Origin of the sequence: Cupriavidus sp. USMAA2-4 (assembly GCF_001854305.1) — a bacterium.
GTDB lineage: Bacteria > Pseudomonadota > Gammaproteobacteria > Burkholderiales > Burkholderiaceae > Cupriavidus > Cupriavidus malaysiensis.
Genome location: NZ_CP017749.1, coordinates 305,166 through 325,869, shown reverse-complemented (window position 1 = coordinate 325,869; position 20,704 = coordinate 305,166). Strand labels below are relative to the sequence as shown.

General features: G+C 69.9%; 18 protein-coding genes. 9 read left to right on the top strand and 9 right to left on the bottom strand.

The window, feature by feature from the left end; all coding sequences use genetic code 11:
* The first annotated feature begins 130 nt into the window (after positions 1 to 130).
* Entirely contained in the window at positions 131 to 385 is a 255-nt protein-coding gene (locus BKK79_RS21570) for a translation initiation factor 1 (RefSeq protein ID WP_071038743.1), read from the top strand.
* Positions 386 to 436: 51 nt separating this feature from the next.
* On the opposite strand, the gene BKK79_RS21565 is transcribed toward BKK79_RS21570, so the two are convergent.
* Positions 437 to 1,153: a TetR/AcrR family transcriptional regulator gene (locus BKK79_RS21565; protein ID WP_084085014.1), complete on the bottom strand. Its 717-nt coding sequence runs from the start codon at positions 1,151 to 1,153 to the stop codon at positions 437 to 439.
* Positions 1,154 to 1,432: 279 nt separating this feature from the next.
* On the opposite strand from BKK79_RS21565, the gene BKK79_RS21560 reads away from it, so the two are divergent.
* On the top strand, positions 1,433 to 3,418 hold the full coding sequence (locus BKK79_RS21560) for an alkyl/aryl-sulfatase (RefSeq protein WP_071038742.1): 1,986 nt from the start codon (positions 1,433 to 1,435) through the stop codon (positions 3,416 to 3,418).
* An 82-nt stretch (positions 3,419 to 3,500) separates the two neighbouring features.
* Here the strand turns inward: BKK79_RS21560 and BKK79_RS21555 are convergent, their stop codons facing one another.
* The 4 genes from BKK79_RS21555 to BKK79_RS21540 form a co-directional block, all read right to left on the bottom strand.
* The gene (locus tag BKK79_RS21555) at positions 3,501 to 4,541 is read right to left on the bottom strand and encodes a S1C family serine protease (RefSeq protein WP_083384437.1); all 1,041 of its coding nucleotides are present in this window, start codon (positions 4,539 to 4,541) and stop codon (positions 3,501 to 3,503) included.
* The gene (locus BKK79_RS21550) at positions 4,538 to 5,242 is read right to left on the bottom strand and encodes a hypothetical protein (protein WP_071018822.1); all 705 of its coding nucleotides are present in this window, start codon (positions 5,240 to 5,242) and stop codon (positions 4,538 to 4,540) included. Before BKK79_RS21550 ends, BKK79_RS21555 begins: the two co-directional genes overlap by 4 nt.
* A 273-nt stretch (positions 5,243 to 5,515) precedes the next feature.
* On the bottom strand, positions 5,516 to 6,493 hold the full coding sequence (locus tag BKK79_RS21545; protein ID WP_071022335.1) for a chromate resistance protein ChrB domain-containing protein: 978 nt from the start codon (positions 6,491 to 6,493) through the stop codon (positions 5,516 to 5,518).
* 248 nt (positions 6,494 to 6,741) lie between these two features.
* The gene (locus BKK79_RS21540; RefSeq protein WP_071038741.1) at positions 6,742 to 7,566 is read right to left on the bottom strand and encodes a DNA-binding transcriptional regulator; all 825 of its coding nucleotides are present in this window, start codon (positions 7,564 to 7,566) and stop codon (positions 6,742 to 6,744) included.
* 346 nt (positions 7,567 to 7,912) lie between these two features.
* Between BKK79_RS21540 and BKK79_RS21535 the strand changes: the two genes are divergently transcribed.
* From BKK79_RS21535 to BKK79_RS21520, 4 genes are all read left to right on the top strand, one after another.
* Complete coding sequence (locus BKK79_RS21535; protein ID WP_083384439.1) at positions 7,913 to 9,802, top strand: bifunctional 3-(3-hydroxy-phenyl)propionate/3-hydroxycinnamic acid hydroxylase; 1,890 nt, start codon at positions 7,913 to 7,915, stop codon at positions 9,800 to 9,802.
* A gap of 1 nt (position 9,803) precedes the next feature.
* Positions 9,804 to 10,754 carry a 3-carboxyethylcatechol 2,3-dioxygenase gene (locus tag BKK79_RS21530; RefSeq protein WP_071038740.1) on the top strand — a complete coding sequence of 317 codons (951 nt, stop codon included), beginning with the start codon at positions 9,804 to 9,806 and terminating at the stop codon, positions 10,752 to 10,754.
* 43 nt (positions 10,755 to 10,797) lie between these two features.
* Positions 10,798 to 11,589 (top strand): 2-keto-4-pentenoate hydratase, encoded by a 792-nt coding sequence (gene mhpD / locus BKK79_RS21525; RefSeq protein ID WP_071018828.1) that lies wholly within the window; start codon positions 10,798 to 10,800, stop codon positions 11,587 to 11,589.
* Positions 11,590 to 11,736: 147 nt separating this feature from the next.
* Positions 11,737 to 12,744: a Bug family tripartite tricarboxylate transporter substrate binding protein gene (locus tag BKK79_RS21520; protein ID WP_083384440.1), complete on the top strand. Its 1,008-nt coding sequence runs from the start codon at positions 11,737 to 11,739 to the stop codon at positions 12,742 to 12,744.
* A gap of 364 nt (positions 12,745 to 13,108) precedes the next feature.
* Here the strand turns inward: BKK79_RS21520 and BKK79_RS21515 are convergent, their stop codons facing one another.
* The 3 genes from BKK79_RS21515 to BKK79_RS21505 form a co-directional block, all read right to left on the bottom strand.
* Complete coding sequence (locus BKK79_RS21515; protein WP_071038739.1) at positions 13,109 to 13,435, bottom strand: hypothetical protein; 327 nt, start codon at positions 13,433 to 13,435, stop codon at positions 13,109 to 13,111.
* 291 nt (positions 13,436 to 13,726) lie between these two features.
* On the bottom strand, positions 13,727 to 15,457 hold the full coding sequence (locus BKK79_RS21510; RefSeq protein WP_071018832.1) for a cation acetate symporter: 1,731 nt from the start codon (positions 15,455 to 15,457) through the stop codon (positions 13,727 to 13,729).
* Complete coding sequence (locus tag BKK79_RS21505) at positions 15,454 to 15,762, bottom strand: DUF485 domain-containing protein (RefSeq protein WP_071018834.1); 309 nt, start codon at positions 15,760 to 15,762, stop codon at positions 15,454 to 15,456. The genes BKK79_RS21510 and BKK79_RS21505 overlap by 4 nt, the downstream gene beginning before the upstream one ends.
* Before the next feature lie 406 nt (positions 15,763 to 16,168).
* Between BKK79_RS21505 and BKK79_RS42065 the strand changes: the two genes are divergently transcribed.
* The gene (locus tag BKK79_RS42065; RefSeq protein ID WP_269466496.1) at positions 16,169 to 16,906 is read left to right on the top strand and encodes a LuxR C-terminal-related transcriptional regulator; all 738 of its coding nucleotides are present in this window, start codon (positions 16,169 to 16,171) and stop codon (positions 16,904 to 16,906) included.
* A 282-nt stretch (positions 16,907 to 17,188) separates the two neighbouring features.
* Here BKK79_RS42065 and BKK79_RS21495 read toward each other — a convergent pair whose 3' ends face one another.
* Positions 17,189 to 18,619, bottom strand: coding sequence for an HdeD family acid-resistance protein (locus BKK79_RS21495; RefSeq protein ID WP_071038738.1), 1,431 nt, complete (start codon positions 18,617 to 18,619; stop codon positions 17,189 to 17,191).
* Between the two features lie 263 nt (positions 18,620 to 18,882).
* Between BKK79_RS21495 and BKK79_RS21490 the strand changes: the two genes are divergently transcribed.
* Together BKK79_RS21490 and BKK79_RS21485 are read left to right on the top strand one after the other, a co-directional pair.
* Positions 18,883 to 19,656 carry an SDR family oxidoreductase gene (locus tag BKK79_RS21490; protein WP_071038737.1) on the top strand — a complete coding sequence of 258 codons (774 nt, stop codon included), beginning with the start codon at positions 18,883 to 18,885 and terminating at the stop codon, positions 19,654 to 19,656.
* Between the two features lie 131 nt (positions 19,657 to 19,787).
* Positions 19,788 to 20,693, top strand: coding sequence for a LysR family transcriptional regulator (locus BKK79_RS21485; RefSeq protein WP_071018841.1), 906 nt, complete (start codon positions 19,788 to 19,790; stop codon positions 20,691 to 20,693).
* Positions 20,694 to 20,704 lie beyond the last annotated feature (11 nt).

Here is a 20,704-nt window from a genome sequence, read left to right as displayed (position 1 = left end):
GGTGCGGGCCGGCCAAGGGCCCGATCCGATGCCGACACAAAACATGAGCGGCTCCGCCGCTCCCGCGATGGCCACGCGCCATCCGATCTGACCGATCTCAACGATCTGACTACAGGAGGAAGTTCAAGACATGCCGAACAGCGAAGAGTGGGAAGTGCAGCATCTGACTTCGACCGGCTGGGTTGCCGGCAGTTACCGGCACATACCTTGGTTGGAGGTCGAGGTCGATGCGCCGCAGTCTGGTGTGCTGACCGTGCGCCGGCACATCACCGCGATCTACGCGGGGCCTTCCCGCATCACCGAAGACCGCACGCCGCATACCGAGGACATCGGCTTGATCGAGTCCCTGCTGGCGCAGTTCGGCAACCCGACGTTCAGCATCTAGTCCTATTTGCCGCATGCCGGCGCGCGTGCGGCCATCACCCCTCACCCTGCATCAAGACCGCCTGCGGCGAGCCGCAGCGGCGCCGGGCTCGATCGCCGCTGCCCCTGCCCCTGCCGCCGGCGCTGCGCCAGCGGGCGCCGTGAGCCACTGCCGCATCAGCTCGCGCGCCGGCGCCAGGTAGGCTGCGATCGGCTCGCCGCGCCCGTTGGCATACCAATGGCAATAGCACCCATGGAACACCGCCAGCAGCAGCCGCGCCATCTCCGGTGGCAGCGGCCGCTCCGGCGTGCCCAGCGCCTCCACCAGCGCGCGCACATGCCCGTCCCAACCCGCGCGGATGTGTTCGCGCACGGCCTCGGGAACGCTGCCTGAGAACAGCAGTGCCAGCACCACGCCCTTGGTCTCGGGGTGGCGCGTGAAATAGTCGGCGACGCGATCGAACAGATTGTCGAGGCGCTCGGCCTGGCTCCGGCCGGCCGGGGCGCGCGCCTGCATCTCCCCTTCGATTTCCCGGAACAGGCTGATGGCTGCCTCCGCCAGCAGCATTTCCTTGCTGCCGAAATGCCATAGCAGGCTGCTCTTGGCCACGCTGGCAGCGGCCGAGATCTGGTCCAGCGTGACTTCGGCATAGCCGTGTTCGGCGATCAGGCCCTTGGTCAGTGCGATGACGCGCTGGCGTGTCTCCAGGCCGCGGCGGTTCTTGGCCGGCGTGGCCTGGGCGTCTGGCGTGGCCGGAGTGGCGGGCGCGGCGGAGGCTGGGGCAGTCATGGGCAGGGGTACTGGGTCGGCGGAAAATTGTAGCAGCGGGCACTGGCCCCTCCGCCTCGGCCAGATGCCCCCTTGTGCCGGACCCTCCCTCGATATCCCGGCACCTTGACAATGGAAGGGGATCGCTCGCACACTTGAATTATACTGAACGTTCAGAACAATTATAGTCTTGCCGCCAGGGCAGGGGATGCGTCATGCTGCCGGGCGGAGCCGTCCGCAGCCGGGCCGGCCGCCCCTGGCAGGTGCAGGAACACCACGAGATCACAACGAGGAGACACCATGCTTCGCAAGCCCGCCGCGCTGGCCGCGGCCCTGACCTTGCTGTCCGGCGCCGCCGGCATGCCCCCGGCGCTGGCGGCCGACGCGGCCGCCACGCCTGGCGATGCCACCGCCGCCACCCGCCAGGCCAACGAGGCCGTGCTGCAGCAGCTGCCCTTCAATGACCGCCAGGACTACGAGGATGCCCAGCGCGGCTGGCTGGGCACGCTGGCCGATAGTGAAATCCGCAACGCGCAGGGCCGGGTGGTGTGGAACCTGAGCGACTATGCCTTCCTGCGCGCCGATGCCGCGCCGGCCACGGTCAACCCCAGCCTGTGGCGCCAGGCCCAGCTCAACCTCAAGCACGGCCTGTTCCGCGTCACCGATCGCATCTACCAGGTGCGCGGCTTCGATCTCTCCAACATGACGCTGATCGAGGGCGACACCGGCCTGATCCTCATCGATCCGCTGCTGACCGCGGAGACGGCGCACGCTGCGCTCGAGCTGTACTACCAGCACCGGCCCAGGAAGCCGGTGGTGGCGGTGATCTACACGCACAGCCACGTCGACCACTTCGGCGGCGTCAAGGGCGTGATCCGCGAGGAAGACGTCAAGGCGGGCCGCGTCAAGGTGCTGGCGCCCGAGGGCTTCATGGAGGAAGCCGTCAGCGAGAACATCTACGCCGGCAATGCCATGAGCCGCCGCGCCCAGTACATGTACGGCGCGCTGCTGCCCAAGGGGCCGACGGGACAGGTCGACGCTGGCCTGGGCAAGACGGTCTCGCTCGGTACCGTGACGCTGATCGCGCCCACCGACCTGGTGCGCAAGAGCGGCGAGACGCGCACCATCGACGGCGTGCAGATCGAGTTCCAGATGGCGCCGGGTACCGAGGCGCCGGCCGAGATGCTGATGTACTTCCCGCAGTGGAAGGCACTGTGCGCGGCCGAGGACGCCACCCATAACCTGCACAACCTGTACACCATCCGCGGCGCCCAGGTGCGCGACGCCAACCAGTGGTGGCGCGCGCTCGATGCCACGCTGGACCGCTACGGCGACCGCACCGAGGTACTGTTCGCGCAGCACCACTGGCCGAAGTGGGGGCAGCAGAACATCGACGCCTTCCTCGGCCGCCAGCGCGATGCCTACAAGTTCATCCACGACCAGTCGCTGCGCCTGGCCAACCAGGGCTACACCATGACCGAGATCGGCGAAAGGGTGAAGCTGCCACCGGCGCTGGCCGGCCAGTGGGACCTGCGCGATTACTACGGCACCGTCAACCACAATGCCAAGGCGGTCTACCAGCGCTACCTGGGCTGGTACAGCGGCAACCCGGCCGACCTGCACCCGCTGCCGCCCGAGGCAGCGGCCAAGCGCTACGTGCAGTACATGGGCGGCGCCGACAAGGTGCTGGCGCAGGCGCGCGAATCCTATGTCCAGGGCGACTACCGCTGGGTGGCGGAGGTGGTCAAGCACGTGGTGTTCGCCGACCCGGACAACCAGGCCGCGCGCAAGCTCGAGGCCGACGCGCTGGAGCAGCTCGGCTACCAGGCCGAGTCGGCCAGCTGGCGCAGCGCCTACCTGATGGGCGCGCGCGAACTGCGCAACGGCGTGCAGCGCCTCGCCTCGACGCAGTCGGCCAGCCCGGACATGGTGCAGGCGATGACCGACCCGATGTTCCTCGACTACCTGGCGGTGCGCCTGAACGGCGAGCGCGCCGCCGGCCGCACGCTCAAGATCAACTGGGTCCAGCCCGATACCGGCAAGCGCTACGCGCTCACGGTGGAGAACGCGGTGTTCCGCTACAAGGCCGACCAGCAGCATGCCGATGCCCAGGCCACGCTGACCGTGCCGCGTGCCGTGCTGATCGGCGCGCTGCTGGGCCAGACCACCTTGCGCGAGGCGGTCGGCGCCGGGCGCGCGAAGATCGAAGGCGACCCGGCCGTGCTGCAGGCCTGGATGGGGATGCTGGACAACTTCGATCCGCAGTTCGAGATCGTGGCGCCCTAGTCCTGCCTTGGTCCTGCGCTAATCCCGCGCGAGTTCCGCCTCGGTCCTGCCGGGCGGGGGCCGCCCGCTCATTGCCGCCCGCTCATTGCTTTTCCGGCTTGTACACCACGACATTGTCGATGGCGTACAGGGTGCACCGGCGCCGATGGAATGTCTCGCAGTCGGGCACGGCGCGGACGGCGGGATCGGGGTCGGCGGCGGGGTCCTTCGGCTTGATGCCATAGGAGATCCACCAGCCGCCGTTCTCCGCGATGGCGAAGGCGCGCGGCTGCGGCTTGCTCAGGAAGCTCTCGTAGCCGGCACGGGCGCGCGGAGCGACCTGCAGCAGCTTGTCGATGTCGTTCACTTCGGCATAGCCGGAAGCGGCAGGTGCCGGGCGCCCGCCGGGCCTGTCGCCCACGGGGGCACGGCCCTGTGCCGCTACCGGACTGGACCCGGCCCCGGCCGCGAGCGCGGCCGAGCGCCTGGCCAGTGCGGCGGCACTGCGCGCAGGCAGTTCCCGCAGGTAGTTGATGGGCATGGCGAAGTTCAGGTTCTGCCCGCGCCGATGGATCAGGGTCGTGATGCCGATCAGGCGTCCTTCTTCATCGAACAGGCCGCCGCCGCTCGACCCCATCGAGAACGGCGCGGAAGTCTGGATCAGCTTCAGGCCGGATTCCTCATCCTGGCGCAAGGCGGAGACCAGGCCTTCGCTCAAGGTCAGTTCGAGATTCTCCGGATTGCCGAGCGTGTAGACGTGCTGGCCCACCACCAGCTTGTCGCTGTCGCCCAGGGGCACGGCCGGTGCGTTCAGGTTGCGCACCGTGATCTGGCAGAGATCGCGCTCGACATCGAGGTACTGCAGCTTGCCTTCGTAGCTGATGTTGTCCTGCTTGATGACGAAGCGCTTCGCCTTGGCCAGCACGTGGCAGTTCGTCAGCAGGGTCTCCTTGCCGATCACCACCGCGCTGCCGCGCGCGAACTGGATGCCGTCGGCGTCGTAGGTGAGCACGCGCCAGACGCTGGGCGCCGTCTTCTTGAAGAACTGGTCAGGCGCCATGGCCTGCGCGGCCGGGGCCGCCAGCGCGAGCCAGGCCGCGCCCAGGCATGCGGCGCGCCATCCCTTGTGGAGCAAGATGTTCATTTCGGCAGCAGGTCGTTGAAATCGTCCAGGCTGTTGGCGGCACGCTGGCCGCTGTCCGGCGTGGCACCGTCGTAGGTCGACTTGATCGCCTCGTCGGCCCGCGCATTCTTGTTGACGGGGTCGCAGCCGCCGGCGCGCGGGGTGCGTGCGATCAAGGAGCGCTCGGGCCGGGGATTGTCGCCATCGGAGGCATCGAGCACGTTCACGGCACAGCGCATGCCGTCCTGCGACATCGCCAGCAGATAGGTGTGGTTTGCCTTCGGATAGAAGGAAAAGACCACGCGGCAGGATCGCCTGCCGTCCACGCCGACATAGGAAAGCGTCGCCAGCGGCCCGGCGCGCAGCGTACTCGACTGGTGGCCGGTGCTCGCATTGCCCGTCATCACCCGTGCCGGGCTGTGGCAGGCATGCGCGTCATCGTAGGCGTAGAGCGCGAAGGACATGTTGGCCGGTGTCGTCGGCCGCAGCAGCAGGCGCGCCGTGTCGCCGCGCGTCGGCGGTACGTAGGGCTGTACGGGAGTGCATGCGGTGAGCAGCGTCGCCACCGTCGCCACCGTCGCCGATACGACCGCCGCGCCGGGTCCCTGGGGGCGCGCATAGGCTGGCGGGCGGTGGCGTGCCTGGGGACGATGGTCCCGGCCCGGCATCGGCCGGCTCCCCAGGCAGCAGGCGGCGAGCGCCGCCAGGCCGATGACCCGCATATCGTTTCCCCGTGATGTCTTATGGTTTGTCCCGCGGCGGCCCGTGCCTCGTTCCGGCATCGCCTATATTCCGCCAGCGTCGCTAACGTATCGTCCGCCCCCGGGGCTGACCACACCCCTCGTTGGTGGGGGGGGCAGGGCTCCGATCGAGAATCGACCGGGTTTGCCGGCCTGCGGCGATTTAAGCCGTCGGCAGTTGCAAGCCATGATCGCCGGCGGCGTTCTTCGCCAGGCCCGGCGCCGTGGCGTGGCGTCTGCCGCATTCGAGCAGCGCTATCGCTTGCGCCGGGCCGCGCCGGCATAGTGGGTGTAGAGGGACTCCAGCACCGCGCTCATTTCCTGCAAGAGGGCGTCGTCATCCGGCAGGCGTTGGCGCGCACCGGTCAGCACAGCCTCGAACCCGCTCGCCTCGGCGACCGGCGCGCCGCCGACGTCCAGCACGTGCACCAATTGCGCCAGCTTCGACAGCCCCTTGTCTTCCTCCAGCCCGAAGCTGGCCAGCAGGACCTCGAACGACACGCGGTCTTCGAAGTGCGTGAACGTAGCGCCGTCGAAGTCGAAACCCAGGGCGTCTGCCGGGCACTGCCGCACGTCGTCGAGCCACAGGAAGGTCGCATGGGGATCGATGAAGCGCTGGATCAGCCAGGCGCACGCCACCCGGTCGACCCAGAGATGCCTGCGGGTGGCCCAGCGGCGCCCCTGGTACTGCGCGGGGTCGCGCCGCGCGATGATGCCCCGCGCGGCACCACGCGGTTCGCCTGGCGACAACACCGCATCGATCGCGGCATTGAAGTCGCGCCACTTCGCTTCGGCAATGGATGCGAGTTCGCCGGGGAAGAAGTCGATGCGCCGGATCGCGTCGTAGCCCCGCCCGAGACGGCGTGCCAAGCGCAGCAGCTCGGCCTCGCCAAGGCTCGCCATGGCCGCGCGTGCCGCCGCCAGTTCGTCTGTCCACGCCGCGTATTCGGCCGACCGGTCGAACAGCGCCTGGTAGTCGGCCTCTTCCGGCATGGCCAGCACCGGCAGCAGCCACACCTTGCCATCCTGGGCCGCCGCATCGTCGGCGATGGCCTGCAAGGGCTGAAGCAGTTCGGGCCGGTTGGGCAGCAGGTAGACGCCATCGCGCAGGGCGGCGCCACCCAGCGCCTTGATGGCACGCCAGCATCGCATGCGGGCGGTGGCCGCGGTCGTCGGCAGGCTGATGACCAGGAGCCGCCAGTCGGCGCCGGCCGGAGCAGGAGCGGGTTTCATGCGGCTCATCCTAGGCGGGCGCAGCACCCATTTCAAGCATGTAGCAAGGTCTACAAAGCACCGCAGCCGGGCACCGAGCGCGCCATCCGCCATCCATGTCCTGCCGGATGGCCAATGCACCTTGTGTGGATCCTCATGCGCGATGGCGCGGATCCCGGCCGGCATGAAGGGTTCCGGCGGGGCGGCCAGCGTCAGCGCTGTGTACCTGCGCATGGTCAGCACATCGTCAGCGCATCGTCAGCGCATGCCTAGGCCGCCCTGCCGGCCAGGGCCGCCTCGATCCGCGCCGCCACTTCCTGCAAGGGCGCGGCAAAGCGTTCCACGGCCTCCTTGGCGCCGAGCGCGGCGGCCAGGTAGACCACGTTGAGGCTGCCCAGCACGCGCTCGCCGTGCCGCACCGGTACCGCCAGCGCGCCGATCTTGCGCTGTTCGGTCCAGTCGCTGCGGTTGGTGGCGAAGCCGTCGTCGCGCACGCGCTGGACCAGGCGGCGCAGGAAGGCTTCGTCATGGGCCAGCGCGGCCTGCTCGGGGCCGCCGCCGCCGGCGCGCAGCACCTTGAGCACGCTGTCACGCTCGGCGTCGCTGCAGAAGGCGAAATAGGCCCGTCCCGCCGAGGTCAGCAGGATCGGCAGGCGGCGCCCGACCATGGCGCGGTGGAAGGAGAGCGGGCTGAAGCGGTGGGTGGTCTCGCGGATGATCATGGCGTCGCCGTCGGGCGTGGCCAGGTCGGAGGGCCAGACCACGCGCTGCAGCAGTTCGCCCATCAGCGGCGCGGCCAGCGTGGAGATCCATTCGTCGTCGGTGAAGCCCTCGCTGAGCGCGCGTACCTGCAGCGTCAGGCGGTAGCTGTCGTCGGACTCGCTGCGCCACACCAGTCCCTCTTCGATCAGTGTCTCCAGCAGGCGGCGCACCGTGGTGCGGTGCAGGCCGGCGGCCTCGCTGAGCTGCTGCGCGGTGGCGCGGCCGCTTTCCATGCGGTTGAGCGCCCGCAGCACGGTCAGGCCGCGTGACAGGCCGCGTACGTTGGCATAGGGCGAGTGTCGGACCGTGCGCTTTACCGGGGTGGCTGGCATGGAAAAAAATCCTTGTAAATCAATGGCGTGCATTCCTTGCACATGTTGAACGTTTTTTTGTCCGGCGGCAACCGGAACTCTAGACTGCAGCCCATACCAAGACCGATTCTGGAGCAGACAATGTCCCACGCGCCCCGCCTCGCCGCGGTTGCCAGGCCCCGGCCCGCGGCGGCCATGCCGCCGCGCCGAGCCGCGTTCCACCGCGCTCGGCTGCGGTAAGCCGCGGTAAGCCGTCCGGCAACGCTCCCGCATCGCACCCTTTCCAACCGTATCCACATCGATTCCCTGCGGGTCCCGCGGCCGCCAGGCTTGCCGGCACCGGCCCGCCAGGGAACAAGGAGGAGACATGAACCCCGCCTTCGACAAGGACAAGGCGGCCGGAGACGGCCGTCCCCACGACCTGCGCGCGGACGTCGCCATCATCGGCGCCGGCCCCGTGGGCCTGATGATCGCCAACATCCTCGGCCTGCAGGGCGTGAGCGTCGTGCTGCTGGAGAAGCTCGAGCAGATCATCGACTACCCGCGCGCGATCGGCCTCGACGACGAGGCGCTGCGCGTATTCCAGTCGGTCGGCCTGGCCGACGCGCTGCTGCCGCACACCACGCCGAACCACTGGATGCGCTTCGTCACGCCGGGCGGGCGCTGCTTCGCCTCGATCGAGCCGCGCACCGACGAGTACGGCTGGCCGCGCCGCAACGCTTTCATCCAGCCACTGGCGGACCGTGTGCTCTACGAAGGGCTGGCGCGCTTCCCCCACGTGCAGGTGCTGTTCGGCCAGGCAGTCGGCGGCTTCACCCAGGATGCCGACGGCGTCACCATCGATTCGGCCGACGAGGCCGGCCGGCCGGTGCGCGTGCGCGCGGCCTACCTGGTCGGCGCCGACGGCGGCAACAGCTTCGTGCGCCGCGCGCTGGACATGCCCTTCGAGGGCCGCACCAAGCCCAACCAGTGGATCGTGGTGGACGTGCGCAACGATCCCATCGGCACGCCCCACATCTATATGCACTGCGACCCGGAGCGCCCCTATGTGTCGGCCGCGCTGCCGCACGGCATCCGCCGCTTCGAGTTCATGGTGATGCCCGGCGAGACCGAGGAAGAACTGTCGCGGCCGGAGAACATGGCGGCGCTGATCCGCAAGCTGGTGCCGGAGCCGGACAAGGTCGACTACATCCGCAAGCGCGTCTACACCCACAACGCGCGGCTGGCGCGCAGCTTCCGCGCCGGGCGCGTGCTGCTGGCGGGGGATGCCGCCCACATCATGCCGGTGTGGCAGGGGCAGGGCTACAACAGCGGCATCCGCGACGCGGCCAACCTGGGCTGGAAGCTGGCCATGGTGGCCAAGGGCCAGGCCGGCGACCGCCTGCTCGACAGCTACACGCAGGAGCGGCGCGCCCATGCCCGCTCGATGATCCACCTGTCCGAGGTGGCGGGCGACATCTTCGCGCCGGCCAGCCGTGGCGCGGCGCGCCTGCGCGACGCCTTCACGCGGGTGATGAACGCCTTCCCGTCGGCCAAGCGCTACTTCGTCGAGATGCGCTTCAAACCGATGCCGCGCTATGAGCAGGGCGTGGTGCTGCTGCCCGGGGTACCCGAGCGCGAGACCCGGCCCGGCTTCCTCGCGCGGCGCCTGGAGCGAGCCGGCAACTCGGCGCTCGGCCGCCTGCTGGGCTTGATGAGCGAGAAGCGCGAATCGCTGGTGGGGCGCCTGGTGCACGGGCCCGATCCGCTCGGTGCCTCGCCGGTGGGGCGCATGTTCCTGCAGCCGCTGGTGCGCTGCGAGGACGGCCGCATCGCGCGCCTGGACGACGTGATCGGCAACCGCTTCGCCGTGCTGAGCTGGGGCATGGACCCGACCTTCGGGCTCAGCGCCCCGGCGCGCGAGGCGTGGCAGCGGCTGGGGGCCTGCTTCGTCATCGCCAAGCCCGACCCGCAACTGGAATTCCGCGACGACGTGCCGGACGGCGTGCTGGCAGTGGGCGATGTGCATGGCCGCCTGAAGGACTGGTTCGGCGGCCAGCCCGACTCGGTGGTGGTGCTGCGTCCGGACCGTTTCGTGGCCGCGACCTGCTCGCCGCAGGATGTCTCGCGCGCCATCCTCGGCGTGGCGGACAAGCTGGCGCTGCCCGTCGCCGCAGGCGTGGCCGCAGCCCCGGCAGGCCCGGCGCAGCCGGCGCCGCAGCCGGGCCGCGCGGCGGATGCCGGCGGGCCGGCCCTGGCACGCGTGGCGGGAGCCTGACATGCCCATCCATCTCGAATGCCTGTCGCACACGCCGCTGCACGGCTACTTCGATCCGGTGCCGGCGGTGCTGGCGGAAGTGGAGGGCGTACTGGCGCAAGCGCGCGCGCGGGTGGCCGCCTTCGATCCCGAACTGGTCATCGCCTTCGCGCCGGACCACTACAACGGCTTCTTCTATGACCTGATGCCGCCGTTCTGCATCGGCGCGGCGGCGAGCGCGGTGGGCGATTTCCAGAGTCTGGCCGGTCCGCTGGACGTGCCGCGCGACACCGCGCTGGCGCTGGCCGAGGCGGTGCTGGCGGCGGACGTCGACGTGGCGCTGTCCTACCGCATGCAGGTCGACCACGGCTGCGCCCAGGCCCTGGAAGTGCTGACCGGGAGCCTCGACCGCTACCCGGTGATCCCGGTCTTCATCAATTCGGTGGCCGCGCCGATGGCCTCGTGCCGGCGCGCGCGCCTGCTGGGCGATGCCATCGGCCGCTTTGCCGCGCGCAGCGGCAAGCGTGTGCTGGTGGTGGGCTCGGGCGGCATCTCGCACGAGCCCCCGGTGCCCGAGCTGGCCACGGCCAGCCCCGAGAATGCCGAGCGGCTGATCGCGGGGCGCAATCCCTCGCCCGAGGCGCGCGCGGCGCGGCAGGCGCGCACCGTCGCCGCGGCGCGTGCCTTCACCGCCGGCGATAGCGCCATGCACGCGCTCAACCCGGCATGGGACCAGGCCTTCCTGGCCACCCTGCAGCGGGGCGAGCTGAGCGCCGTGGACGGCATGACCGATGCCGCCATCACGCGCGAGGGCGGCAAGTCGGCGCACGAGATCCGCACCTGGATCGGCGCCTTCGCCGCGCTGGCGGCAGCCGGTCCCTACCAGGCCGAGATCGATTACTACCGTGCGATTCCTGAATGGATCGCCGGCTTCGCCGTGATGCACGCCGCGCAGGCCGGAACGGACGCTTGAGACCGGCTGCCAACCCTCCCTCCAACGACAGGACGCCCCAGACATGACCCAGCAAGACCTCATCGCCACCCTGGCCGAGCGCCTGCGCCGCGCCGAGCAGGAGCGCAGCCCGGTCGCGCCGCTGCGCGGCGAGATCGCCGCCGGCGATGCCGACACCGCTTATGCCATCCAGCGCGCCAACGTCGCCTTCTGGCAGGCGCGCGGCCGCCGCGTGGTCGGCCGCAAGATCGGCCTGACCTCGCCGGCGGTGCAGCGCCAGCTCGGCGTCGACCAGCCCGATTTCGGCACGCTGTTCGCCGACATGGTGTACGGCGACGATGAGCCCATCCCGCCGGCGCGCACCCTGCAGCCAAAGGTGGAAGCCGAAGTGGCACTGGTGCTCAAGCATGACGTGAGCGCCGCCGATGCCACCCTGGTCGACCTGATCGGCGCGGTCGACTACGTGCTGCCCGCCATCGAGGTGGTCGGCAGCCGCATCGCCGACTGGAACATCAGCTACGTCGATACCGTGGCCGACAACGCCTCCAGCGGGCTGGTGGTGCTGGGCGCGGTGCCGGTGCCGCTGGCCGGGCTGGACCTGAAGACCGTGCAGATGGAGATGTTTGCCGGCGATGCGCGCGTCTCGGCGGGCCAGGGCTCGGCCTGCCTCGGCCATCCGCTCAATGCCGCCGTGTGGCTGGCGCGCAAGCTCGCCTCGCTGGGCGATCCGCTGCGTGCCGGCGACCTGGTGCTGACCGGCGCGCTGGGCCCGATGGTGGCGGCCGAGCCCGGCCGTTGCTACGAGGCGCGCATCAGCGGCGTCGGCAGCGTGCGCGCGAGCTTCGCCGCGGCCTGAGGCCCGCCGGCGCTCAGGCCCCGGACCCGAGGCCTCAGAGCGCAGGCCGCCGTACCACGGCGGCGCGGCACCGGCGCCGCGCCGCCATCCAGAGGGCCGCATCGACGGCCCCGTCCACAACGAGAAACAGGAAACAGGAGACAGAGCATGAGCCATCGCCATCCCCGGCGCGCGTTCGCGCGCCTTGCACTGGGCGCGGCCGCCGCAGCGGCCGCCGCCTGCCTGGCGGCACCCGCCGCCGGCGCCGATACCGACACCTTCCCGAACCGGCCGCTGACCTTCGTGGTGCCGTTCCCGGCCGGCGGCATCACCGACATGATCGCGCGCCAGCTCGCCCAGCAGATGGGCAACGGCCTGGGCAAGCCGGTGGTGGTGGAGAACCGTCCGGGCGGCGGCGGGCAGATCGCCGCCCTGCAGGTCAAGCGCGCCGACGCCGACGGCCACACCGTCTTCATCGCCGCCACCGAGATGTTCGCCATCAACCCGGGCCTGTACCGCAATTTCTCCTACGACCCGCTCAAGGACTTCAAGCCGGTCACCGCGCTGGCGACCTCGCCGCTGGTGCTGGTGGTGCCGAAGAACAGCCCGGCCGCGTCGGTCAAGGAACTGATGGCGCTGTCGCACAGCAAGGCTGGCGGCGTCAACTATGCCTCGCAGGGGATCGGCTCGATCGGCCACCTGCTGGGCGGCATGTTCGCCGACAAGGCCGGCGGCCGTTTCACCCACGTGGCCTACAAGGGCTCCGCGCCCGCGCTGCAGGACGTGATGGCAGGGCAGGTGGACATGATGTTCGACCCGGTCATCACCACCTCGCCGCTGATCCAGGGCGGCAAGGTCAAGCCGCTCGCCATCGCCGCGCCGCGCCGCGCGGCCCAGCTGCCCGAGGTGCCGACGCTGGCCGAGCTGGGCGTGCCCGGCCTGGATGCCGGCGTGTGGTTCGGCATGGTGGTCAAGGCGGGCACGCCGGACGCCATCGTCAACCGGCTCAACGAAGAGGCTCGCAAGGCGCTCAAGGCGCCGGAGGTGGTCAAGCGCTTCGACGACCAGGGGCTGCAGGCGATGCCGATGTCGCCGCGGCAGTTCGGCGCCTTCCTGCAGAGCGAGAGCGGGCGCTGGGCGCCGCTGGTGAAGGCCAGCGGAGCGGTGGTGGAGTGAACCTGAGCGAGGAGGAGGCCGTGCGGCGGCGCCGGGCCTTGCCTGACGCCGCCATTGCTGCCGGTGAGCAGAACATGATCAGGCCGCTATCCACCCACGCGGCATGCGCTGCTCGGCCACGTCCGTGGCCATAGGGAATGCAAGCGCCGCCGCCGGTACGCGCCTTCGAGCCTCCGTGCCGAGGTAGCGCGCACCGGTCAGCGTCAAGGCCAGGCCATCCCGCGCTTGGTCTTGGCGCCTTTCCTGTCGAAGGTGAGGATGCGCACCATGCCTTTCGCTGCAGCGATGCCGCGTTTCTTGTCCTGCTTGCCTTGTGCGGGGCGCGCTTCCGCGAGCCGGCGGGAATGTCGCGGGGGGGCGTGGCTCAGGGAGCGGAAGCTCCGCCCGCAATGAGCGCGAGCAGGGGCCAGCAGAGGTAGGCCAGCAGCAGGATCACGGCCAGCGGGCGCCAGCGGTGCGGCGGACGATCGATCCAGCGGTACACGAAATAGACGACTGCGCTGAGTGCGACCTGAAAGAGTGCGCTCACGCCGAGCAGCACCCATCCGAAGGCGGGCATCAGCGCTGACGCATCGCGCCAGCCGATCGAGCAGCCGTTGCACATGCCGCCTCCCAGCATGGCCAGTACCACGAACAGCAGATAGGGCACGAGGATCAGCAGTGCCGAGTCGATACCCAGCACCCAGAGCAACCATCGATATCGCAGCGGGGCGGCGGCTGGGGCGTGAGCGGGTGAGGCGCTTGGCATGACAGGCTGGCGGGCATATGGGGAGAGCGCCAAGGCTATCGGCGCGACGCCAGCGGTGTCTCAAGAGATTTCCGATTCCACATGAGAAACGCCCGAATCTGTGCCGCGGATGTCGACACAGGACGGTGCGGGCGCTGCCGCGCGCGAGGTGGGGGAGAGGGGCAGAGGGGGAGGAGGAACCAGGCCCGTCGGCGCGCGTGGCGCCGCCGGGCCCGTCGGCACCGGGCCGATGCCTCAGTGCGAGGAGGCGCCGGCTGCGCCCAGGCCGGTTTCGGAGCGCACTTCCTGTGCGTCGAAGGCGGCGCGTTCAGCCTTGGCGCGTGCGCTGTTGTCGAGCAGCGAGAACAGCCAGACACCGGCGAAGCCGATCGCCATCGAGAACAGTGCCGGCGAGGTGTACGGGAACCAGGCCGAACCCTTCGGGTAGCCGAGCGTGGCTTCCCACACCGAAGGCGAGACAATGGTCAGGCCGACCGAGGACACCAGGCCGAGGAAGCCGCCGATGACAGCGCCGCGCGTGGTGCAGCCCTTCCACAGCATCGACAGGAACAGCACCGGGAAGTTGGCGGAAGCCGCGATGGCGAAGGCGAGCGACACCATGAAGGCGATGTTCTGCTTCTCGAAGGCGATGCCGAGCGCGACCGCGACGATACCCAGGACCACCGTGGTGATGCGCGAGACGCGCAGTTCCTCATGGCTGTTGGCCTTGCCCTGCTTGAGCAGGGTCGAGTACAGGTCGTGCGATACCGCCGAGGCGCCCGACAGCGTGAGGCCGGCGACCACCGCCAGGATGGTGGCGAAGGCGACCGCCGAGATGAAGCCGAAGAAGACGTCGCCGCCGACCGACTTGGCCACCAGCACGGCCGCCATATTGGCGGTGCCCGCGCCGCCCTTGATCACGCCCTTGGCCACGTCGGCCATCTCCGGGTTGGTCAGCACCAGGGTGATGGCGCCGAAGCCGATGATGAAGATCAGCACATAGAAGTAGCCGATCCAGGTCGTGGCCCACAGCACGGACTTGCGCGCTTCCTTGGCATCCGGCACGGTGAAGAAGCGCATCAGGATGTGGGGCAGGCCGGCCGTGCCGAACATCAGGGCCATGCCGAAGGAGATGGCGGAGATCGGGTCCTTGATGAAGCCGCCCGGGGCCATCACCGACAGGCCGATCCTGGCGGCCTCGTCCGGGTTCTTGCCGGAGGCGCTGGCGATGGCCGTCTTGACCTCGACCGCCTTGGCGAACAGGGCCTCGGGGCTGAAGCCGTACTGGGCCAGCACCATGATGGCCATGAAGGTGACGCCGGCCAGCAGCATGCAGGCCTTGATGATCTGTACCCAGGTGGTCGCCGTCATGCCGCCGAACAGCACGTACACCATCATCAGCGCGCCCACGATCACCACCGCCACCCAGTAGTCGAGGCCGAACAGCAGCTTGATCAGCTGGCCGGCGCCCACCATCTGCGCGATCAGGTAGAAGGCCACCACCACCAGCGTGCCGAGCGCGGCGAAGCTGCGGATGGGGCCCTGCGCGAAGCGGTAGCCCGCCACGTCCGCGAAGGTGAACTTGCCCAGGTTGCGCAGGCGCTCGGCCATCAGGAAGGTGATGATGGGCCAGCCGACCAGGAAGCCGATCGAGTAGATCAGGCCGTCGTAGCCGCTGCTCATCACCGCCGCGGAGATGCCGAGGAAGGAGGCGGCGGACATGTAGTCGCCGGAGATCGCCAGGCCGTTCTGGAAACCGGTGATACCGCCGCCCGCGGTGTAGAAGTCCGCGGCGGAGCGCGTGCGCGAGGCCGCCCACTTGGTGATCCACAAGGTGCCGAGGACGAACAGCGAGAACAGCACGATGGCCGTGGTGTTGGTGGCCTGCTTGGCGGTCTCGCCGACGTCGCCGCCGCCGGCGAATGCCGCGCCGCAGGCGGTGGCGGCCGCGAGGCCGCCCAGGATGCGCAAGGATGGGGTCTTCATTTCGCCACGTCCTCCAGGATGTCCACGGTCAGGCGGTCGAACTCGCGGTTGGCGCGCCGCACGTAGATGCCGGTGATAGCGACGGTAAAGAGGATGACGCCGAAGCCGACCGGCACGCCGATGCTGGTCACGCCGCTGCGGAAGGGCTGCCCCAGCAGCGTCTTGTCGAAGGCGATCAGGGCAATGTAGCCGTAATAGACGATCAGCATCAGCATCGTCAGCAGGATGCCGAGGCTGTTGCGCCTGCGCTTGAGCGCCGCGTATTTCGGGTGCGCCTGGATCTTCCCGATCAGGTCGGTGGACATGAAGCGTCTCCTTTAGTGTCTTGAGTTGGATAGCCTGGATTCTCGGCAGTTGACCTGACGCGGGACTTACAGCGGTGCCGCGGAAGCATGGCGATCGGATCAGTGCTTTCCCTAGCGTGCCATGTGCGCCGTGCCGTCGCGCAGCGCTCCGGCTGCGATCGATGGCAGCCATCGGCGCTTGCCGCATGGCGTTCTCTGCACGGCAAGGGCCCGGGTGTCTCGCGCGCGCAACCCGTCATGCGAAGCTTCCTTACGGGCGCTGCCTTCTCGGTATACTTCGCGGAAAACAGCCGGAAGTCAGAGCTGTCCTGGCTATGCGGGAATGGAGGGGCAACGTGGTGGCCGACAGGCCACCCATCGAGCGGGAAGGGACTGCGCTGTGGCAGGCACCGGTAACAACGACAAGATGACCGGCTGGGCTGGGGTTCTGATGCCATGTGTCGACACGCAGGTGCGGACCTGCGGCGAGCAGCAGGAAGCGCGGCGGGGCTTGCCCTTGCCGATGCGCGCTGACGGCTTGCCGGACGGTGGTGGCAAGGACGGCGCGGCGGGTTGCGCCCTTGCGCCGGTCGCAGACGAGAGCCAGGCCGTCGGCGCGACGCTGCCGGGCTGCCCCGGGGACGAACGGTCCCCGCATGCGCAGGCCGTGGCCTTGCCCATGCTGTCCGCGCGCCAGGCCAGCGTGTACGCGCTGCTGGTCGACGGTCTCTCCAACAAGCGCATCGCCCTGCTGCTCGGCCTGCAGGAGGGTACGGTCAAGGAGCATGTCTCTGCCATCCTCGCCAAGCACTGCGTGCGCGACCGCCGCCAGTTGATCCGGCAGGCGCCGCTGCCGGCCCCGGCAGCGGCTGCGCCGGCGCAATGGGACCTGTCACCAGCAATGCCGCCGCACACGCCGTGCGCCGGCGTCCCGCGCCAACCGATCACGCCGGCGGAGCTGGGTCTCACCCGCCGTCAGGGCGACGTGCTGCAATTGCTGCTCGACGGTCTCTCGAATCGCGTCATCGGCAGGCGGCTTGGCTTGCGCGAAGACACCGTCAAGGAGCACGTCAGCGCCATCCTGATGGCGCTGAAGACGCCGCGACGCGCGCAGGTGATGGCGCTGATGCGGCAGTTCGAGCTGCACTTGTGCCCTGAGTCCTAGTGCCCTGGTGCCCTGGTGCCCTGGTGCCCTGGTGTCCCGGTTCTTGAATTCGTGGAATCACCAGGCCTGTCGAGAAGCCGTGCGAGGCCGTGCGAGGCGGTGTCCCGCATCGCCTGCCGCGCGGCGCCGATCGTCTCCGTGTGCCGGTTCACGTGTGCGGGAGGGGCGGCCGGCGCGCCGGCAGGAGCCTCGACTCGCGCGAAGCCCGGCATGCTGCCGTCGATCGCTCGTTGCGACGGCTGGCGGGATGCGTCCGCCTGAGCGCCCGGCAGCCTGCCGGCCTCAGCGCCGCGCGCTGCCGGCGTCTTCGTCCTGCACCTGCCAGTCGCGCCGTTGCTGGCGCAGCCGGGCGAGCGTGGTGCGCGCGGCGCGCGCGGCCTTGCGCCAGGCGAAAGGCCGGGGATCGGCCAGCATGCTGAGCGCGCGCGCGTAGTCGAGCGCGAGGCCGGGCGTCCATGCCATGGTCACCGCGCGCTTGCGGATCTGCGCGGCCACCCACAGCTCCGGCGTCACCAGCACGCGCAGCAGGCTGCGCCAGCCGGCACGATCGCCATGCAGGCGGCCCACCGCGCCTTCGAGCGCGGCTTCCAGCGCGTGGGCGACGGTGCTGGAGCAGTTGCGGTGCGTCAGGTTGTAGGTGGTGTTCCGGCGGTAGCGCTGCCAGAAGGCCTGCAAGCGCAGGGGATCGTAGTTGCGGATGCGCACGCGCGTCGTGGAGGGACACCAGGCCTGCGCTTCGGTGGCGTAGTCGGGCTGGAACAGGCCGGGTACGTCGTTGTCGGCGGTGGCGCGCAGCAGGCGGCCGAAGTCATCGGGCGAGCGGTCGATCTCGACCGCCGGGTAGAGGCTGATGTAGATGCCTTCCGGCGTTTCCAGCGCGGCATGGCCGGTGGAGATCACGCCGTTGGCGTCGACCGCGGCGATGTAGCGGCGGATGATCGGCGGCGACTGCGCGGGTGTCCTGGCCGATCCCGTGGGCGTCCACACGTGCACCGTCAGCGCATGTTCGCCGTCGGCGGGCGGCCCGTCCCATTCGGCGCGGTCGAAGGCGGGCGGTGCCGGTGCAGCGTTGCCGCCGCCGTCCTCCTCCGGCATGGTCCCCGCCACGTCGGCCTCGGGCAGCCGGCCGGGCCGCGACGATCCGCGCAGCGCCGGATTGGCGGCCAGCCGCCTGACGCGCGCGGCCAGCGTCAGCATGTTCAGGCCGCCGAAGAAGAGGAACAGGCCGAGGCCGTAGGGCAGCGTGCCGACATAGTGGGTCGGGTAGGGCTGGAAGAAGAACACCGCGATCAGCAGTTCGGCCACGCCCCAGGCGAGGGCGACGTGCCAGCGCCGGTAGCGCACCACCCACGCCGACACGCACTGGAGCAGCCCGTCGATGAGGAAGAGGGCGCCGAAGATCATCGACAGCAGGAAGTGGCCGTAGTGGTGGCCGGCGAAGATCAGGGCCGACGCGCCGACCACGGCGATACCCTTGACGTAGCGCAGCACGCGTTGGCCGCCCACGCCGCTCCAGGCGACCACCAGCGTCGCCAGGCCTTCGATCAGGAAGAGCCAGGCGAAGAACTGGATGGGGAAATGCAGGGCGCCGTCGAGCGCGTCGATGAAGATGGCGATGCCGGCGACCGCCCAGAGCGCGCCCGTCCAGAGAATGGCGCGGGCGCGGCGGTGCAGGTAGTCGATGCCCATCAGCAGCAGCACCAGTCTGACCATATCCCCTCCTGAGTATGGGGCCTGTCGGGGTCCAGTCCCGCGCGGCAGGCCGGCGCGCGGGGCGCATGCATTGCCGGAGGACCATAGCACGGGCCGCCGCCGGTCGCCAAGCCGCCGGCCGTGGCGCCTGCGGTGTCGAAGCGCTGCGGTGCTGCGGCATGCGATTGGAACGGATTCCTGGACAATCCATCCAGCCGCGCCGGGCTGCGCAGGCCGGCGCGATCGCCTAGTCTTGAGACTCTCGAATCGATGCGGAGGCATGCATGGCTGACCACTCTATCCAAGGCAAGACCGTCCTGATCGCCGGCGGGGCGAAGAACCTCGGCGGGCTGATCGCGCGCGACCTCGCCCGGCACGGCGCCCGCGCGGTGGCGATCCACTACAACAGCGACGTCACCCGCGCGGCCGCCGAGGAGACCGTGGCCGCGCTCAAGGCGGCCGGTGCGCAGGCCGTCGCCTTCCAGGCCGACCTGCGCCGCGCCGGCGCCATGGAAGCCCTGTTCGCCGATGTGGTCCAGGCGGTCGGCCGGCCCGATATCGCTATCAATACCATCGGCAAGGTGTTGAAGAAGCCCTTCACCGAGATCACCGAGGCCGAATACGACGACATGGCCGAGGTCAACGCCAAGACCGCCTTCTTCTTCCTGCGCGAGGCCGGCAAGCACGTCAACGACCACGGCAGGATCGTGACCCTGGTCACCTCGCTGCTGGGAGCCTTCACGCCGTTCTATGCCGCCTACGCCGGCACCAAGGCGCCGGTCGAGCATTTCACGCGCGCCGCCGCCAAGGAGTTCGGCGCGCGCGGCATCTCGGTGACGGCGGTCGGGCCGGGCCCGATGGACACGCCCTTCTTCTATCCCGCCGAGGGCGACGATGCGGTGGCCTACCACAAGACCGCGGCCGCGCTGTCGGCCTTCAGCCGCACCGGGCTCACCGACATCGAGGACGTGGTGCCCTTTGTCCGCCACTTGGTCAGCGACGGCTGGTGGATCACCGGACAGACCATCCTGATCAACGGCGGCTACACCACCAGGTAGGAACCGGCACGGGCGGGGTGCCGCGCTATCATGCGGCCGTCGCCTCCCCCGTGAGCGCCGCTGCCCGCGCCGGAGAGGGGCCGTAGCGCGGCGTCCGCCGCGCGGATTCCCTGCTTGAGCACAAGGCCGAGATGGACCGACTCGAACAATACCGCGTCTTCGTGCGCGTGGCGGAGATGGGCAGCTTCATCAAGGCCGCCCACGCGCTGGAACTGCCGCGTGCCTCGGTCTCGGCCGCGGTGCAGCAGCTCGAAACGGGGGTCGGCACGCGCCTGCTGCACCGGACCACGCGCCAGGTGCGCCCGACCGCCGATGGCCTGCAGTTGCTGGAACGCGTGCGCCCCCTGCTGGCGCAGGCGGACGAGGTCGAGCAATTGTTCCGCGCCGGCCAGCGCAAGGCGGTCGGCCGGCTGGTGGTCGACGTGCCCAGCCGTATCGCGCGCCGGCTGGTCGCACCGGCGCTGCCCGCGCTGCTGCGGCGCCACCCGCGCCTGGAACTGGTGCTGGGTTCGACCGACCGCATGGTGGACCTGGTGCAGGAAGGCGTGGACTGCGCGGTCCGGGTCGGCGCCCTGCAGGACAGCAGCCTGGTGGTGCGCCCGGTCGGGCGGCTGGCCCTGATCAACTGCGCCAGCCCGGGCTACCTGGGGGAGTACGGCACGCCGCGCGCGCCCGAGGACCTGGCGCGTGGCCATGTCGCGGTCGGCTACGCCAATGCGCTCACCGGCCGGACGCTGCCCTGGGAGTACCGCCACCAGGACGAGACCGTCACGGTGTCGATGCCGAGCCGCGTGGTGGCGAACAATGCCGAGACCTATATCGCCTGCTGCCTGGCCGGCATCGGCCTGATCCAGATCCCGCGCTTCGACGTGCAGGACCTGCTGGACCGCGGCGAACTGGTCGAAGTCCTGCCGCAGCACCGCGCCGCGCCGATGCCGCTCTCGCTGGTCTATCCGCACCGGCGCCAGCGCTCCGCGCGCCTCAATGCCTTCTTCGAATGGTTCGAGGCGCTGATCGCGCCGAGCGTCGAGCCATAGCGGCGAGCGGC